This window comes from Rhodococcus sp. SBT000017, assembly GCF_003688915.1.
GTDB lineage: Bacteria > Actinomycetota > Actinomycetes > Mycobacteriales > Mycobacteriaceae > Rhodococcoides.
In genome coordinates, this window is sequence record NZ_REFU01000001.1 from 1800607 (window position 1) to 1817173 (window position 16567).

At 64.9% G+C, this 16567-nt stretch carries 14 protein-coding genes and 1 pseudogene; 8 read left to right on the forward strand and 7 right to left on the reverse strand.

Features of this window, described 5'->3' with window-relative positions; translation table 11 throughout:
- Window positions 1-3 precede the first annotated feature (3 nt).
- The 5 genes from rplB to rpsJ are packed head-to-tail and all read right to left on the reverse strand — an operon-like array spanning window position 4 to window position 2841.
- The gene (gene rplB / locus AYK61_RS08245) at window positions 4-840 is read right to left on the reverse strand and encodes a 50S ribosomal protein L2 (RefSeq protein ID WP_008718311.1); all 837 of its coding nucleotides are present in this window, start codon (window positions 838-840) and stop codon (window positions 4-6) included.
- A 39-nt stretch (window positions 841-879) separates the two neighbouring features.
- Window positions 880-1185 carry a 50S ribosomal protein L23 gene (gene rplW / locus AYK61_RS08250; RefSeq protein WP_027496310.1) on the reverse strand — a complete coding sequence of 102 codons (306 nt, stop codon included), beginning with the start codon at window positions 1183-1185 and terminating at the stop codon, window positions 880-882.
- The gene (gene rplD / locus AYK61_RS08255; protein ID WP_008718317.1) at window positions 1182-1859 is read right to left on the reverse strand and encodes a 50S ribosomal protein L4; all 678 of its coding nucleotides are present in this window, start codon (window positions 1857-1859) and stop codon (window positions 1182-1184) included. Before rplD ends, rplW begins: the two co-directional genes overlap by 4 nt.
- A complete protein-coding gene (gene rplC, locus AYK61_RS08260) occupies window positions 1856-2521 on the reverse strand; it encodes a 50S ribosomal protein L3 (RefSeq protein ID WP_027496309.1) in 666 nt (221 codons plus the stop codon). The genes rplD and rplC overlap by 4 nt, the downstream gene beginning before the upstream one ends.
- 14 nt (window positions 2522-2535) lie before the next feature.
- The gene (gene rpsJ / locus AYK61_RS08265; protein ID WP_003938093.1) at window positions 2536-2841 is read right to left on the reverse strand and encodes a 30S ribosomal protein S10; all 306 of its coding nucleotides are present in this window, start codon (window positions 2839-2841) and stop codon (window positions 2536-2538) included.
- Between the two features lie 491 nt (window positions 2842-3332).
- Between rpsJ and AYK61_RS08270 the strand changes: the two genes are divergently transcribed.
- From AYK61_RS08270 to AYK61_RS08305, 8 genes are all read left to right on the forward strand, one after another.
- Window positions 3333-3827 (forward strand): hotdog fold domain-containing protein, encoded by a 495-nt coding sequence (locus tag AYK61_RS08270; RefSeq protein ID WP_121870443.1) that lies wholly within the window; start codon window positions 3333-3335, stop codon window positions 3825-3827.
- A gap of 12 nt (window positions 3828-3839) precedes the next feature.
- Complete coding sequence (locus tag AYK61_RS08275; protein WP_121870444.1) at window positions 3840-4748, forward strand: prephenate dehydrogenase dimerization domain-containing protein; 909 nt, start codon at window positions 3840-3842, stop codon at window positions 4746-4748.
- A 35-nt stretch (window positions 4749-4783) separates the two neighbouring features.
- Entirely contained in the window at window positions 4784-5737 is a 954-nt protein-coding gene (locus AYK61_RS08280; RefSeq protein WP_121872566.1) for a diiron oxygenase, read from the forward strand.
- Between the two features lie 120 nt (window positions 5738-5857).
- Window positions 5858-6829, forward strand: a complete 972-nt coding sequence (locus AYK61_RS08285; RefSeq protein WP_121870445.1) for an ATP-binding cassette domain-containing protein — start codon at window positions 5858-5860, stop codon at window positions 6827-6829.
- Window positions 6826-7683, forward strand: coding sequence for an ABC transporter permease (locus AYK61_RS08290; RefSeq protein WP_121870446.1), 858 nt, complete (start codon window positions 6826-6828; stop codon window positions 7681-7683). The genes AYK61_RS08285 and AYK61_RS08290 overlap by 4 nt, the downstream gene beginning before the upstream one ends.
- 10 nt (window positions 7684-7693) lie before the next feature.
- Window positions 7694-8548 carry an ABC transporter permease gene (locus tag AYK61_RS08295; RefSeq protein WP_121870447.1) on the forward strand — a complete coding sequence of 285 codons (855 nt, stop codon included), beginning with the start codon at window positions 7694-7696 and terminating at the stop codon, window positions 8546-8548.
- Window positions 8549-8593: 45 nt separating this feature from the next.
- A complete protein-coding gene (locus AYK61_RS08300; protein WP_183130210.1) occupies window positions 8594-9484 on the forward strand; it encodes a glycosyltransferase family 2 protein in 891 nt (296 codons plus the stop codon).
- 148 nt (window positions 9485-9632) lie between these two features.
- The gene (locus AYK61_RS08305) at window positions 9633-10571 is read left to right on the forward strand and encodes a triacylglycerol lipase (RefSeq protein ID WP_121870449.1); all 939 of its coding nucleotides are present in this window, start codon (window positions 9633-9635) and stop codon (window positions 10569-10571) included.
- 69 nt (window positions 10572-10640) lie between these two features.
- Here AYK61_RS08305 and AYK61_RS08310 read toward each other — a convergent pair whose 3' ends face one another.
- Both AYK61_RS08310 and AYK61_RS27745 read right to left on the reverse strand, forming a co-directional pair.
- Window positions 10641-15236 carry a non-ribosomal peptide synthetase gene (locus AYK61_RS08310; protein WP_259468173.1) on the reverse strand — a complete coding sequence of 1532 codons (4596 nt, stop codon included), beginning with the start codon at window positions 15234-15236 and terminating at the stop codon, window positions 10641-10643.
- 153 nt (window positions 15237-15389) lie between these two features.
- Window positions 15390-16501 (reverse strand): annotated as a pseudogene (locus AYK61_RS27745) (AMP-binding protein); the annotation flags it as partial.
- Window positions 16502-16567: the final 66 nt, after the last annotated feature.

The following is a 16567-nucleotide window of genomic DNA, read 5'->3' on the forward strand; positions in this document are numbered from 1 at the left end:
CTCCTAGCGCTTGTTCTTGCCGGTACGACGACGACGGACAATCAGCTTGTCGCTCGCCTTGTTCTTGCGGGTACGGCCTTCCGGCTGTCCCCAGGGGCTGACCGGGTGGCGTCCACCGGAGGTCTTGCCCTCGCCGCCACCGTGCGGGTGGTCGACCGGGTTCATCACGACACCACGAACGGTCGGGCGCTTGCCCTTCCATCGCATGCGGCCGGCCTTGCCCCAGTTGATGTTCGACTGCTCGGCGTTGCCGACCTCGCCGACGGTTGCGCGGCAGCGCACGTCGACGCGACGGATTTCACCGGACGGCATACGCAGCGTGGCGTAGGGGCCTTCCTTACCGAGGAGCTGGATGCTCGCTCCGGCGGAGCGGGCCATCTTCGCGCCACCACCCGGACGGAGTTCGACCGCGTGGATGGTCGTACCCGTCGGGATGTTGCGCAGGGGCAGGTTGTTGCCGGGCTTGATGTCGGCGTTGGCACCCTGCTCGATCGGCGAGCCCTGGGCAATGCCCTTGGGTGCGACGATGTAGCGCTTCTCGCCGTCTGCGAAGTGCAGCAGTGCGATGTTCGCGGTGCGGTTGGGGTCGTACTCGATGTGAGCGACCTTGGCCGGCACGCCGTCCTTGTCGTTGCGACGGAAATCGATGAGACGGTACGCACGCTTGTGACCGCCACCCTTGTGCCGGGTGGTGATACGACCGTGTGCGTTACGTCCACCGCGACCGTGCAGCGGGCGGATCAGCGACTTCTCGGGGGTCGAACGCGTGATCTCAGCGAAATCGGAAACGCTGGAGCCACGACGGCCCGGGGTTGTCGGCTTGTATTTACGGATTGCCATGAGTCTTCTCGTCCTCTATATCCGAAGAGTCCCAGTCGCTTACGCGACCGGACCTCCGAAGATCTCGATGGGCTTGCTGTCGGCGGAGAGCGTTACGAGCGCGCGCTTGGTGTCCTTGCGCTTGCCGTAACCGAACCGGGTCCGCTTACGCTTGCCCTGACGGTTCATCGTGTTGACGCTGGTCACGGTGACGTCGAAGATCTTCTCGACGGCAATCTTGATCTGCGTCTTGTTCGAGTCCGGGTGCACCAGGAACGTGTAGGTGCCTTCTTCGATCAGTCCGTAGGACTTCTCGGAGATGACCGGTGCCAGCAAGATGTCGCGGGGATCGGCGATCGTGGTCACTTGCTTGCCTCCTCGTTCTTTGCAGGCCCAGCGATGAAGGTGTTCAGCGCTTCCACGCTGAAAACGACATCATCGGCGTTGAGCACGTCGTAGGTGTTGAGCTGGTCGGGTGCAATAGGGTGCACGCCGTCCAGGTTCTGAACGCTCTTCCAGGCTGCGATGTCCTCGCGGCCGACGACGAGCAGGACCTTCTTGCGGTCCGAGATCTCGGCGAGGAACGTCTTCGCACCCTTGGTGGACGGAACCTGTCCGGCAACCAGTTCGGTGATGACGTGCAGACGCTCGCTGCGGGCCCGATCGGAGAGGGCTCCGCGCAATGCGGCGGCCTTCATCTTCTTGGGGGTCCGCTGGCTGTAGTCGCGCGGCTGGGGTCCGTGGACCGTGCCACCGCCGACGAACTGAGGAGCGCGGGTCGAGCCCTGACGAGCGCGGCCGGTGCCCTTCTGCCGGTACGGCTTCTTGCCACCGCCGCGAACCTCGCCACGAGTCTTCGTGGAGTGGGTTCCCTGACGAGCAGCTGCCAGCTGTGCGATGACGACCTGGTGCAGCAGCGCGATGTTGGCCGGAGCGTCGAAGATCTCCGCGGGGAGATCGACGGTGCCGTTGGTCTTGCCGCCGGCTTCCTTGACATCGAGCGTCAGCTTGGTCTCGGTGTTCTTCTCGAGGCTGGTCATGCCCGTGCACCACCCTTCAATGCAGACTTGACGATCACGACGTTGCCGCGACGGCCCGGGATCGCTCCCTTGATCAGCAGCAGACCGTTCTCGCTGTCCACCTTGTGGACCGAGAGGTTCTGCGTCGTGACGCGGTCGCCACCCATACGTCCGGACATGCGCATTCCCTTGAAGACGCGACCGGGTGTTGCGCAACCACCGATGGATCCGGGACGACGGTGCACGGCCTGTGCGCCGTGGCTCGCGCCCTGACCCTTGAAGCCGTGACGCTTCATGGTTCCGGCGAAGCCCTTGCCCTTGCTGGTGCCGGTGACGTCGACGTATGCGCCGTCCTCGAACACTGCAGCGGTGAGCTCCTGGCCGACCTCGAACTGCGAGGCGTCGGCTACGCGAATCTCCACGATGTGGCGACGCGGCGTGACACCTGCCTTCTCGAACTGGCCGGTGGTGGGCTTGTTCACCTTGCGCGGGTCGATCGCACCGAATGCGACCTGGACGGCGCTGTAGCCGTCACGTTCCTGGGTGCGGATCTGGGTGACCACGTTGGGGCCTGCCTTGATCACGGTCACCGGAACGACGCGGTTGTTCTCGTCGAAGACCTGGGTCATTCCGAGCTTGGTGCCCAGAATTCCTGTCGCAGGCCGGTTCTTGTTATCAGTCATCGTTGTCTCCGCGCTCACTGGATGTTGACGTCGACACTGGCCGGGAGGTCGATGCGCATGAGCGCGTCCACCGTCTTCGGTGTCGGGTCGAGGATGTCAATGAGCCGCTTGTGAGTACGCATCTCGAAGTGTTCGCGCGAGTCCTTGTACTTGTGCGGCGAACGGATGACGCAGTACACGTTCTTTTCTGTCGGCAACGGCACCGGTCCGACGACGCGGGCACCCGTACGGGTGACCGTTTCGACGATCTTGCGCGCTGACGCGTCGATCGCCTCATGGTCGTAGGCCTTGAGCCTGATGCGGATCTTTTGTCCCGCCACGCTTAGTGTCCTTTTCTTGCCGCTTGGTCGTAGAACGGGCCGTTCGGCCTGCTCCACCTCGTCTGCACAGTCCCCGAGCCGTGGGAAACCCATCGACCCGAACTGCCTTCGTGCACACACGACAGTGAAAAACGTTGACGACCAGGCGTGGCCTGATTCCGTTGCCGCTCTTCATCTGTCATGGTTCTCCGGTCCACGCGGTCGGGCGTGTCGCGATTCCGCTCATTCTTCTGCGCTGAAACTTTCGCCGCAACCATCCGAATCGAACGAAACCCGCACCGATCGAGCTGGTGTTCCGGACGCGCTCACGTGGAGCGCTGGTCTCATGTTCTTGCTCAGTCGGCCTTTCGGCCGACTCACCTGTTTCAGGCCGCACGCATGCGCGTCCCGTGTCCAGGCAACCCGACCAGTATGCCGCAGACCGGGCAGTAGATCAACTCGGGCCCGATCGATTGCCACCGCACTACCTTACCGAGCAGTAAGGTAGCGCCATGACCACTGTCCAGAACACCACCGGCGCAACCTATCGAGCCTGGTCGAAGCTACCGAACAACACTGTCGGCTCCACCCTCTTCTCTGTCGGCATGTGCCTACGGGTTCCGTACTTCGCATCCGTGCTGCCCCGCGTCGTCGCGCTCGAGCCGGGACGCTGCGAGGTCACCGCGCCCAAGTGGTTCGGCATTCGGAACCACCTGGGCACCTTCCACGCCATCGCCGCCTGCAACCTCGCCGAGGTCGCCATGGGCATGCTCGCCGAGGCGACCGTCCCCACTTCGCACCGATGGATCCCCAAATCCATGACAGTTCGGTACCTGACGAAGGCCACCACATCGCTGCGCGCGGTCGCTGAACTCGACGAGGTCCCCGACTTCGGGACGATCACCGATGGCATCGACATCGTCGTGCCCGTCGCGATTCGAGACACCGCGGGCATCGAAGTGGTGCACGCGGACATCACCATCTGGGTCTCCGCGGCGTCCCGTTGACATACTCGACCGATGAACTCGGTGACGCGGTCGGAGTCCGGTGACTCGGTAGTGGTGGTCGGAGGTTCGGGAGCGGTCGGCCGCTTGATGGTCGACCTCCTGCTCGCGGACCGCGTGCCGGTGACCATCGTGGACGTGCACGGCGGCTCGGCGCCCGGGGGTTCGGCGGCGATCGCCGGCGATATCACCGAACCAGACGCTCCGGTCGAGTCGGTGCTGAGACAAGCCGCCACGGTGATTCTGGCGGTCCCCGAATCCGTGGCACTGCGGGCCGACCTGTCCGCGATTCGCCCCGACACCCTGCTGGTGGAAACCCTCTCGGTGAAGTCCGGCTTCTCCCGCCATGTGCAGGACGCACGTCCGATAGGTGCCGCGGTGGGAATCAATCCCATGTTCGCCCCGTCCCTCGGGATGGCCGGACGCCCGGTCGCCGCCGTCGTGCACCGACCCGGCCCGCCGGTGGATGCCTTCCTGGACAGCATCACGCGGTGGGGCGGCCGAGTGGTCCATCTCGACGCGGCACGCCATGATCGCCTCGCCGCGGCGACGCAGGCGCTGACGCACGCCAGCGTCCTGGCGTTCGGCATGGCTCTGGCCGAACTGGACCTTCCGTTCGTCGATATCGACGCCGTTGCGCCTCCCCCACACGCGACGATGCTTGCCGTGCTCGCTCGCATCACCGGCGGCGAACCCGAGGTCTACTGGGATGTCCAGGCGGGCAATCCGCACGCCGCCGACGCCAGGGCTGCGCTACACCGAGCGACGCAGACGGTGAGCGAGACGGTCGACTCCGGTTCCGAGGCCGACTTCGCCCGCCTGTTGGCGCAGGCCGAAGCCGCTCTGGGCGGGAACGGCGATCGGTATCGAGCATTGTGTGCGGAGATGTTCGGTATCGTTCGAGGCAGCGGTGGTAGCCCATAGCCGCGGTGGGACGAGTGCGGAAGCGGAGGCACACGATGTTGGAGCAACCGTCGTTGCCGGAATTCGACTCCGATGATGTCGTCGAGAGCGCAGTCGTCGCACGGTTGGCGAAGAACTGGTCGCAGCGCGCGACGGTCAAGAAGCCCGAGCCCGAGCTGGACGATTTGTTCGACCTCGCCAAGCAAGATTTCCCCGACGCCCTGATCCCCTTCGGTGAGCACGACACCTTCACCGGTGCCACTCCCGAGCAACAGGATCGACTTCGGGCGTGGGGTTGGATCGCGTTCAACAAGAACGTGATGGACGTCGAGCAGCACGTCGTTCATCCCGGTTTTGCGCTGTTGGCGCAAGACGTGTTCGAGACCGGAATGGGTGACACCCTCGCGGTCGCGGTGACCCAGGCCATGGTCGACGAGCAGTACCACACCCTGATGCACCTCAATGCGAGCGCAGCCACTCGGCGCGGACGCGGCTGGGCTCTGTCGGAACGTTCATTGCCGTTCAGCTCCACCGTGCGCAGGCAGCGTGCGGCGCAGGCGAACAGCGACGACCCCTGGTCGGCAGCTATCAGCTCGCTCGCGTTCATGACGGTCGCAGAGATCTCCATCACCTCGTATCTGGACCTGATCGAGGACGACGACGTCATTCAGCCCATCAACCGGGCAACCGTGAAACTGCACAACCGCGACGAGTACTGCCATGCATCGATCGCCGACGACATGGCTGCGATCGTCTTCGACCGACTCGGCTCCGACGACCGGCAGAAGTTCCTGGACGGCCTCGTCGACGGCATGGACGCGTTCTCGAGCAGCGATTTCTCCACCTGGGGACGCATACTCGAACTCGAGGGCATCCGCGGCGCCGAAGAAATGCTCGCCGACGTCGAGCAGGACGTCAGCCGCCGCGCGTTGGTTCAGGATTACAGCGGGTTGCGGTCACTGTGCCGAAAACTCGACGTCGAGAACAGTATCGATATCGACTGGGACTGACTGCGAGGCTCACGCAGCGCCTACCCACACGTAACATCTACGGCGAATTTCGCTATCAAGTAGTGGCCTCGACTCCACGGGGCCCGGTCCCACCACTCCCCCCGACAGCTCGGAGATTCGATGTCGTCAGCTCAACACGCAGCCGTACACGTGGAGGATGTACACAAGTCCTTCGGCGATGTGCAGGCGTTGCGCGGCATCAGCTTCTCCGCAGAGCGGGGAACCGTTCTGGGCATTCTCGGCCCGAACGGTGCAGGCAAGACGACGACCGTGAAAGTGCTGTCCACCCTGATCGCACCCGACAGCGGCAGAGCCTTCGTCGCGGGTCACGATGTGGTGGCCGACGCTCCGGCAGTCCGTCGTTCGATCATGATGACCGGGCAGTACGCGGCTCTCGACGACACGCTGTCCGGCCGCGAGAACATCGAGCTCTTCGGTCGCCTGATGGGTCTGGACAAGAAGGCCGCCAAGGCGCGAGCCAAGGCGTTGCTCGACGAGTTCGACCTCTCCGACACCGGCAAGCGCCCCGTGCGCGGCTACTCGGGCGGTATGCGTCGCCGTATCGACATCGCCTGCGGCCTCGTCGTGCGGCCGGAGGTCGTCTTCCTGGACGAGCCGACCACCGGACTCGACCCACGCAGTCGGCAGGGCGTCTGGTCGTTGGTCGAGGCGCTCAAGGCGCAGGGCATCACCGTGCTGTTGACGACGCAGTATCTCGAAGAAGCAGACGTCCTGAGCGACAACATCATCGTCATCGACAAGGGCACGGTCATCGCGGAAGGCACGTCGGACCATCTCAAGGCCATGACCGGCGGCAGCTACTGCGAGGTCGTTCCCCTCGATCCCGGCCAACTCCGCGCGGCCGCCGAAGCCCTGGGCGACATGGTCCCCGCTGCAGTGCACGCCGAGATCACCGCTGCCTCGGACCGGCTCTCCGTTCCTGCACCCGACGGCGCAGCCACTCTGTCGGAGATTCTGCGCCGGATCGATGCGGTGGGAATCGTGCTCGCCGACATCGCCCTCCGCCGTCCGTCGCTCGACGACGTGTTCCTCACTCTCACCGGGCACTCGCAGACGAGCACCACGCCATGACGGCCACGACACGAGGCGTGGCCGATTCGCAGGCCAGGACCGTGCCGAGGACCGATGTCGGGTCGACGGCTCAGCAGCCGAAGCGGCGGTCGAGGACGAAGCCGTCGGGATTCGTGCAGTGGCAGGCTCTGACCGGGCGCGCACTGTGGACCATGCTGACCAAGGGTGAGTTGTTGGTCGCGGTCATCGCCCCGCTCATCTTCACCGTCGGCTTCTATCTGCCCCTCAAGTTCGTCATGGGTCTGCAGGGAATCGACTACGCCCAGTTCCTGATGCCGATCATCGTGCTGCAGGCCATGGCGTTCACCGCGATCTCGGCGGCACAGCGTGCCTCGGCCGAGGCCATGAGTGGCCTGAACTCGCGGTTGAAGACCATGCCCGTCGTGCGCGGTGTGCCTCTGGTCGCGAGAATCTCGAGCGGTGTCGTCCGCTCGTTGGTCTCGCTCGTATCCGCCCTCGGTTTCGGCTATGTGATCGGTTTTCGCTTCACCGCGGGATTCGGCCAGGCCGTGTTGTTCTGCGCACTCGCCATGCTGATCAGCACCACGTTGTCGATCGGTGCCGATGCGATCGGAACGCTGTCGAAAAGTCCCGAGGCGACCAGCCAGGTACTGACCCTCCCCCAGCTGATTCTGGGTATGGCCTCGTGCGGGTTCGTTCCGGAAAGTGGTTTCCCGGAACTGATCCGACCGTTCGTACGCAACCAGCCGATCTCGCAGTTCTCCTTCGCGATGCGGGACATGGCCGAAGGCGGAGTCAGCTTCCAGGTGTTGTGGCCGTCGCTCGCGTGGGTGGCCGGCTTGATCCTGTTCTTCGTACCGCTCGCCATCTGGGCGAGCTCCAGGCCAGAGTGACGAGTCGGAGATGACGATGTCCGAAGCGTCGGTGAGTACAACCCGCGTGTCCAGCTTGACCTTTCCCGAACCCAACATGGTCCTGGGCGAAGGGTCCGTCCGTGCTCTCTGGACCCACAGCCTGATCCAGGCCAAGCGACTGTTGATGCGATGGATGCGCGATCCGTCGACGATGATTCAGGCGTTGCTGTACCCCGCCTTGATGCTGGTCATGTTCCGTGTCGTACTCGGCAACTCGATTTCCGCGGCGACCGGATCACCCGCGATCTACGGCCAGGTGCCGATGATCGCCCTCGTCGGGGCCATGTTCGGATCCATCGTCAGCGCGGTCGGACTCAAGGGCGAACGCAAATCGGGTTTGCTGTCACGGTTCTGGACGACACCCACGCACCGGGCCGCCGGCCTGCTGGGCAGAATGATTGCCGAAGCAGTTCGGGTGCTCGTCACTACCCTCGTCATCACCAGTGCCGGAGTGGCGATGGGATTCCGCTTCACTCAGGGAGTTCCGGCCGGCATCTTGTTGATCTTGGTGCCGATCGTATTCGGTATCGGGTTCGCGGTCATGGTGACATTCCTGGCCACCGTCGCCGGCGACGCACCTCTGGTCGAAGTCGTGTCGATCTTCGCAACGCTTCTCATGTTCTTCAATGCCGGCTTCGTACCCGTGCTGGCCTACCCGCCGTGGCTCCAACCGGTCGTCGCGGCGCAGCCGATGTCGGTCGCGGTCGATGCAATGCGAAACCTGGCAATGGGTGGTCCGGTCCTGACGCCGGTGTTGCAAACTCTGGCGTGGTCACTCGGAATGGCAGCTGTGTTTCTGATCCCCGCAATCCGCGGCTACAAGAAGGCATCCGCGACCGGCTGATCGAGCAGGCTCCGGCCACCCGTGGCCCCGATAGGAGGTGACGTCGTGGACCGTGCGCGCGCGGCACATCCGTCGATCTCGGTGATCATTCCTGTGAGCTCGCTCGATCCCCTGCTCGACGCGCAGTTGCAGGCATTGGCGGAGCAGGATGCCGACTGTCCGTTCGATGTGCTGATCTCGGACAACGCCGGTGACGGACGAGTCAGCGATCACGTCTCCTCGCACCCTCTACGGGATCGACTGCGACTGACCTGTGTCGACGCCTCTGCGCAGGTCGGCGCGGCGCATGCCCGCAATCGCGGTGCCGAGAATGCCTCCGGCGACCTGTTGATGTTCTGCGACGCAGACGACGTGGTGCATCCGTCGTGGCTACGAACCCTCGCCGAACTGGCCAGGTCTTTCGACGTGGCGGGTACCGCGGTGGAGACACAGACGTTGAACAGTGCACAGGCGTTGTCCTGGACTCCGACCACACCGCCGGAGGATCAGGGCCGTACGGATTTCCTGCCGTTCGCCATCGGGGCCAGCATGGCCTGCTGGGCGTCGGTCTACCGCGATCTCGGTGGCATGGACAACCGGTTCAGGGCCAGCCAGGACGTGGAATTCTGCTGGCGCGCGCAGTTGGCCGGCTACACCCTCGGCTTCAGTACCGAGGCTGTCGTCGCCTATCGACTCCGCGCCGAGCTCCGACCCATGCTGCGCCAATCGTTCCGGCTCGGATTCGGCTTCGCCAAGCTGCGGGGAATCTATCGGACCCAGGGTTGCCCGGCCATGAGTATCCGTACGGTCGCGTCGTGGTGGACGGCCCTGCTGGTTCGCAATCCGCTTCTACCGACGGCGTGGACCGGGTTGGCCCGTGGTCATTGGTCGAGGGCCCTGTTCATCCGGGTGGGCGAAGTTCGCGGGGGCATCGCCTATCGCGCCTTCTGCTGGTGACGTCCGACACACCCACTGGCTCGCCGGACCACCCGGCCTGCAGTCTTGACCGGCGCGCCTGTAACGGATGGATGACCGATGTTACGGTCGACAACACAGACCTGCCGAAACCGGCGGCGCATCCACGCCTTCACACGAGATCGAGGCCATGTCGAACACGCTTTCCCGAGTGCTGCCCACGGCGGTTGCTGCCGCCGTTGCCGGCGCCCTGTGCCTGACCGGGGCGGGAACGGCGACCGCGGCACCCGCCTCCCCCACGGGCACCTCTGTTTCGGCCACCCCCGTCCTGGAGGGCGCGAACGACTTCGGCTGTGTGCCCAGTGCAGCGCATCCACGTCCGGTGGTTCTCGTGCACGGAACGAAGATGGATGCGTCGACGTGGAAGACGCTCGCACCGCAGTTGAAGAGCGAGGGGTACTGCGTCTTCGCCCCCAACTACGGCGGCGTCTCGCTCCTGCTCGATCCCAGCACGACCATCTGGGGTTCGGGCGATATCGCCGAGTCGGGACGGCAGATCGGCCGCTTCGTCGACGAGGTACTTGCCGCCACCGGTGCCGAACAGGTCGATCTCGTCGGCCATTCACAGGGCGGCACTTCCTCGCGCCAGTACATGAAGTTCGACGGCGGCACCGATCCGCAGGACCCGGCCCGCAACAAGGTGCACACATTGGTCACCCTCGGTGCCACCAACCACGGCACCACGTTCGGAGGTTTGCAGCAGCTCTCCGAACTGCTCACCTCGCTCGGTCTCCCCGGTGACGCGCTCACCCCGCTCACGTACAACATGGCCGGTGCACAGCAGTTGGTCGGTTCGACGACGTTGACGAGCCTGAACGACGGCGGAGACGTCCAAACGGGAGTCGAGTACACCGTCATCGCCACCCGCAACGACACGGTGTCGACACCCCCGGGGAACACCTTCCTCCGGTCGGGTGATCCGTCGACGGTGCACAACGTATGGGTCCAGGACGTGTGCCCGTCCGCCACGACATCGCACATCGGCCTCGTCACCGATCCCGCGCCGCTGTACATGGTCAAGTCGGCACTCGATCCCGATTACGCAGCGACCACACCGGCACCCTGCTGACAGTGCACGTTCCGTAGCCACCGGGGCCTCACGACATCATGTCGGGAGGCCCCGGTGGCTTTCGAAGGACTACCGGTCCAACTCGATCTGCAACACGGGTCCGATCTCGGCGAGCGCAGACTGCGACGCCATCTGCCAGTGCGTCGAATGCACGGGAACCACGGTGACGCTCCCGTCGACCGCGTCCTTCCACGTCGACGCCGCAACGGTTCCGGTCGGATCGTCGACGACCGACGCGAAGAGAATCGACCGTCCGACGAATGTCCGGGGCACGTACGAGTCGATCAGCTCGGCCGAGCGGGCGATCCCGTCCAGTATCCTGGCGATCCGTTCGCGAGAAATCGCATCGAACGGAGCAGGCATCGATGCCAACAGCTCGGCCACGGAATCGACTGTGAGCTCGCCGATCTCGATATCGGAGTCTCCTCCCAGGCCCAGGCCGCCGAGCATCTCTCCGGCCGACACGGGACGGTCGACGAGGTGGTCGGTCCTGCCCGCGACGAACGAATCCATCATGGCCAGTGTGTCCACCGATTCGCCTTCACGCTGCAGTTGCACAGCCATGGCGTGAGCGATCGACCCACCCATCGACCAACCGAGCAGGTGGTACGGGCCGGACGGCTGCACGGTGCGAATCCTGTCCACGAACAGGGCGGCCCACTGCTCGATCGATTCCGGCAGGGGTTCGGCACCGGAGAGGGCAGGTGACTGCAACCCGTAGATCGGACGGTCGTCGCCGAGGTACGCCGACAGTCCACCGAAGGCCCAGGACAGCCCCACGATGGGATGGATGCAGAACAGTGCTGCGGAGGAACCACCGATCCGAAGAGGAATCAAAGTCTCCAGCCCGGTGGATTCGACCCCCTCGACCGGCGACGTCGTCGCTGCCGTGATCCGTGCGGCGAGCGAGTCCACGGACGCGTCGACGAACAACCAGTTCAGCGGTATCGGCCCGCCGCCCACGGCTGCTCTGAGCTTGGAGACCAATTTGACTGCAAGCAACGAGTTGCCACCCACCGCGAAGAAGTCGTCGTCCAGCCCGACGCGCTCGACTCCCAAGACTTCCGCGAACACCGCGGCGACCGATTCCTCGACCGGAGTCTGCGGAGCCCTGAACTCACGGATCTCGAATTCCGGGGCAGGCAACGCCCGACGGTCCAGCTTCCCCGCCGCATTGAGCGGCAGCGCATCCAGCACTACGAACGCCGACGGCACCATGTACGACGGCACCGCCGACCCCAACTCCGACCGCACCGCCTCGACATCGACCGCGGTGCCGACGGCAGGCACCACGTACGCAGCCAACGACTCCCCCACCGACAACTGCGCGACCACCACAACGGCCTGACTCACCGACGACAACGCCGTCAACGCCGTCTCGATCTCCCCCAACTCGATGCGCTGCCCACGGAACTTGACCTGAAAATCGGTACGACCGATGTACTCGAGCCGTCCGGCATCCATCGACCACCGCACCAGATCACCGGTGCGATACATCCGCGCCCCCTCAGCACCGAACGGATCGGCAACGAAACGCTCCGAGGACAGATCCGCCCGCGCAACGTAACCCCGAGCCAACTGCACCCCGGCGAGGTAGAGCTCACCCGGCACACCCGCGGGTACCGGATGCAACCGCGAATCCAGAACGTGAACAGAGGTATTCCACTCCGGCACTCCGATGGACACCGAACCATCCACCGCGACGTCATCGGAGACGTCCCGATACGTGACACTCACCGCAGCCTCGGTCGGACCGTACAAATTGTGCACCCGAGCATCCGACACGGCCCGGCACGCACCCACGGTCCGCGCGGGCAACGCCTCACCGATCACGAAAATATGCCGAAGCGAAGAAATGGACTGCGCAGCAACCGATTCGGCAAACACCGTGAGCATCGACGGCACGAAATCCGTCACCGTCACACCATGACGGGCGATATCGGCCGCAACGGCCTCCACATCACGCTGCGCCCCCGGGGCCGCCACGATCAACCGACCCCCGGTACGCAACGGCAGGAAGAACCCCCACAACGACACATCGAACGTCGTAGCAGTCTTCTGCAAGTAGACATCCGACGCGTCGAGACCGTACTCCTGCGCCATCCACGCCATCTGATTGACGATCGCACGATGCTCCACGGCCACCCCCTTGGGCCGACCGGTCGACCCCGAGGTGAACAGCACGTACGCCAGATCGCCACCCACAGCACGAGGGAACGCCACCGACACACCCGGCACGGGCGGATCCGTGATATCGACAACCGGAATCGCAGTTCCCGTGACGAAGTCGTCCCGCGCCGTCGACAGAACGACAACCGGCGACGCCGTGTCGAGAATGTAGTCGTTACGCTCCGCCGGCTGATCCGGATCCACCGGAACATACGCCGCACCGGATCGCAGCACCGCGTACATCCCGACCACCAGCTCGACCGATCGACGCATCGCCAACCCCACCAGCGCACCCGGCCCGACACCGCGCTCCTGCAACAACCACGCGGTCGCATCCACCCGATCCGAGAACTCCCGATAGGTCAACGACCGCTCACCGAACACCAACGCCACCGCATCCGGCGAATCGACCACCACGCGATCGAAACCATCCAACAAGACCTCACCCGCAGCAGCCGCCGAAACCCGAGTGTCGTTGACAACCGACACAATCCGATCTCGCTCACCGGCGTCGAGCACATCGATGTCACCGACCGGGAGCTCGGGTCGAGCGGTCACCGCGTCGAGAACGGTCACCAACCGGTGTCCGAAGGACGTCACGGTCGACTCGTCGAACAGATCAGTCGCGTACATCAGCTCGACGGCGAGTCCTTCGCCGTCGCCCCGCTCGGTGAAGGTCACCTGGAGGTCGAACTTCGCCGATGCCACGCCGGAACCGAACGCCTCGACACCGAGATCGGGCAGCTCGAACGAACCCTGTGAGAAGTTCTGAAAGAACAGTGCAACCTGCACCAGTGGGTGTCGTCCCTGCGAACGCACCGGATCGAGTACCTCGACCAGACGCTCGAAGGGCACGTCGACATTGTCGAACGCCTCGAGATCGGCCGTACGTACCGTGTCGAGAACCTGGGCGAACGAGGCATCCGGCGCAACTGGTGTTCTCAGCACCACCGTGTTGACGAACATGCCGACCAGATCGTCCAGCCGGGCGTCGCCACGGCCACCCACCGGCGCTCCCACGGCGATATCCGCCGTACCCGAGAGTCTCGCCAGCAGCACGGCCAGCGCGGCGTGCACCACCATGAACGGGGTCGACTCGCTCGTGCGGGCGCACTCGAGCACTCGGGCGTGCAGCTCGGCGTCGATATCGAACGACACCACCGCCCCTCGTCCCGATGCGACCCGCGGGCGCGGCCGGTCGGCGGGTAGCTCCAACTGTTCCGGTAGACCGTCGAGCGCGTGCTGCCAGTACCGAATCTGTTTGTTGGCCAGAGAGTTCGGGTCCGATTCGGAACCGAGCATGTCCAGTTGCCACAGCGTGTAGTCGACGTACTGAACCGCCAGCGGCGTCCACTGCGGTGCCGATCCGCTGCGTCGCGCGAGGTATGCCGTCATGACGTCCCGAGACAGCGGAGCCATCGACAGACCGTCGGCCGAGATGTGATGTGCCACGAAGGCCAGTACGTACTCCGGTACCGGACCGGCGGGATCGGTGATCTCGAACAGTCGAACACGGAACGGAATTTCGGTGGTGACGTCGAATCCACGCGTGAAGAACTGCGTGACGTCGGCCAGGGCGCTCTCGCGGGTGACAGGCACCACGGCCGTGTCGACCTGCGTGTCGGCCTCGTCGAGCACATGCTGATATCCGCTGCCGTCGATGTCGGGGTAGACGGTGCGCAGCGACTCGTGGCGACCCACCACATCGATCACGGCGGCCTGCAGCGCATCGATGTCGAGTGAACCGCGCAGCAGCAAGGCAACCGGCACGTTGTTGATTGCCGACGAGGTGTCGAGTCGGTTCAGGAACCACATGCGCTGCTGAGCGGACGAGAGCGGAATGTGTTGCGGCCGAGCCCTCGAGGCGTCGAGCCGGGCCCGGACCGGAGCGTCGACCGAGTCGGCTGCGTTCGCGAGTGCTTCGACGGTGGACGACTCGAACACCGAACGCGCAGGCACGTGTACGCCGAGTGCCGACCCCAGCCGTGCAGCGAGTTTGGTGGCGATCAGCGAATTGCCGCCGAGCGCGAAGAAGTCGTCGTCGAGACCGACTCGTTCGACGCCGAGCAACTCGACGAAGATGTCGGCTACCGCCTGCTCGGTGGGTGTCGCCGGAGCGCGGAACTCGGCGACCTCGAACACCGGCTCCGGCAACGCATCTCGGTCGAGTTTGCCGGTGGGAGTCAGCGGAATCGACTCGATCACGGTGACCACGGACGGCACCATGTGCGCAGGCAGACTGCGCCCGGCCGCGTCGAGCACGTGGTCGACGTCGAGTTCGGCCCCTGTCGTCGGCAGCACGTAGGCCGCGAGAACCGTTTCTCCCGTTGGCCCCTGGTAGCCGAGGGTTGCTGCGAACTCGACACCGTCGAGTGCGGTCAGAACCGCGTCGATCTCGCCGAGCTCGATCCGAAACCCCCGAACCTGGACCTGGAAGTCGTTGCGGCCCAGGTATTCGATGACGGGTCCTGAGGGCCCTTCGCGCCATCGCACCATGTCACCGGTTCGGTACAGCCGCGCCTGATTGGAATCACCCTCGACCGCATAGGGGTTGGCGACGAAGCGGGCTGCCGTCAGCCCGAACCGGCGATGGTAGCCGCGAGCAAGGCCCGCCCCGGTGAGGTACAACTCGCCCGGAACTCCTGCAGGGACCTGGCGAAGCCGGTCGTCGAGAACGTGATGACCCATCTCCCTGGTCGACTGCCCGAGCAGCACCGCCTCGCCCGCGGTCAGCGGTGGCGAGATGTTGCACACCATGGAGGCTTCGGTAGGTCCGTAGACGTTGTGGAACCGTCGGTCGGTGGCCCACTTCGACATCAGTTCCGACGAGAAGGCCTCACCGCCGACAGCGAGCACTCGCAGATCGGGCACATCTGCCGGGTCGAGCGACGCGAGCGCCGCCGGGGTGATGAACGCATGCGTGACCCGGTGGCGGCGCAACACTTCGCTCAGATCGGTACCACCGTAGACGCCCGGTTCGATGATGACCATCGTCGAACCGGCCCCGACTGCCATGAGCAGTTCGAGGACGGACGCGTCGAAACTGGGGGACGCGAAATGCAGTGTGCGCGAATCGGAGTCAAGGCCGTACGTTTCGACCTGTGTGGCGGCCAGTGGTGCCAGGCCCGCCTGGGAGACCGCGACGCCCTTCGGTAGGCCCGTCGAGCCGGAGGTGTAGATGACGTATGCGAGGTCGGACGCGCGAATCGGTGCGCGTCGATCGTCCGCGACCACCGGACCGTCCGACAGCCCACTCAGTTCTTCCTCGACGTCGGATGCGTCGAGCGCGATCCACGACACCGCATTCGGCATCGCGGCCTCGAACTGCGTTGCCGTGACGCCCATTCGGACACCCGAATCAGCGGCCATGTGCTCGATGCGAGCAACCGGGTAGTTGGGGTCGATCGGCACGAACGCTGCCCGGTCTTGGCCACCGCCCACACCGCCATGACCGATTCGGGCGACCGGGTCAGCGCCAGCGCCACGAAATCCCCCGGCCCTACCCCACGTGCGAGCAACAGGCGGGCCAGCCTGGACGATCGGGAATCGATCTCTCGATAGGTCAGAGACCGGTCCCCGAATTCGGCAGCAATGCCGTCCGGGTTCTTCTCCACCGCCGCCGAGAGCAGAGTCGGCAGCGCAACGATACGGGCGGGTCGAGTACGCGTCGGCCGAGACCGGGTGGGCCTGGGACGGGCCGTTCGGCCCCCCACTCGGCCGTCGGACTCGGACGGTGTACCGGTCGATCCATCCGCACTCATCTTAAGCAATGACTCCTCACCAGTTCTTCGCCGCACCGTCGACCGTGGAGGTGACCGGCGGTCACC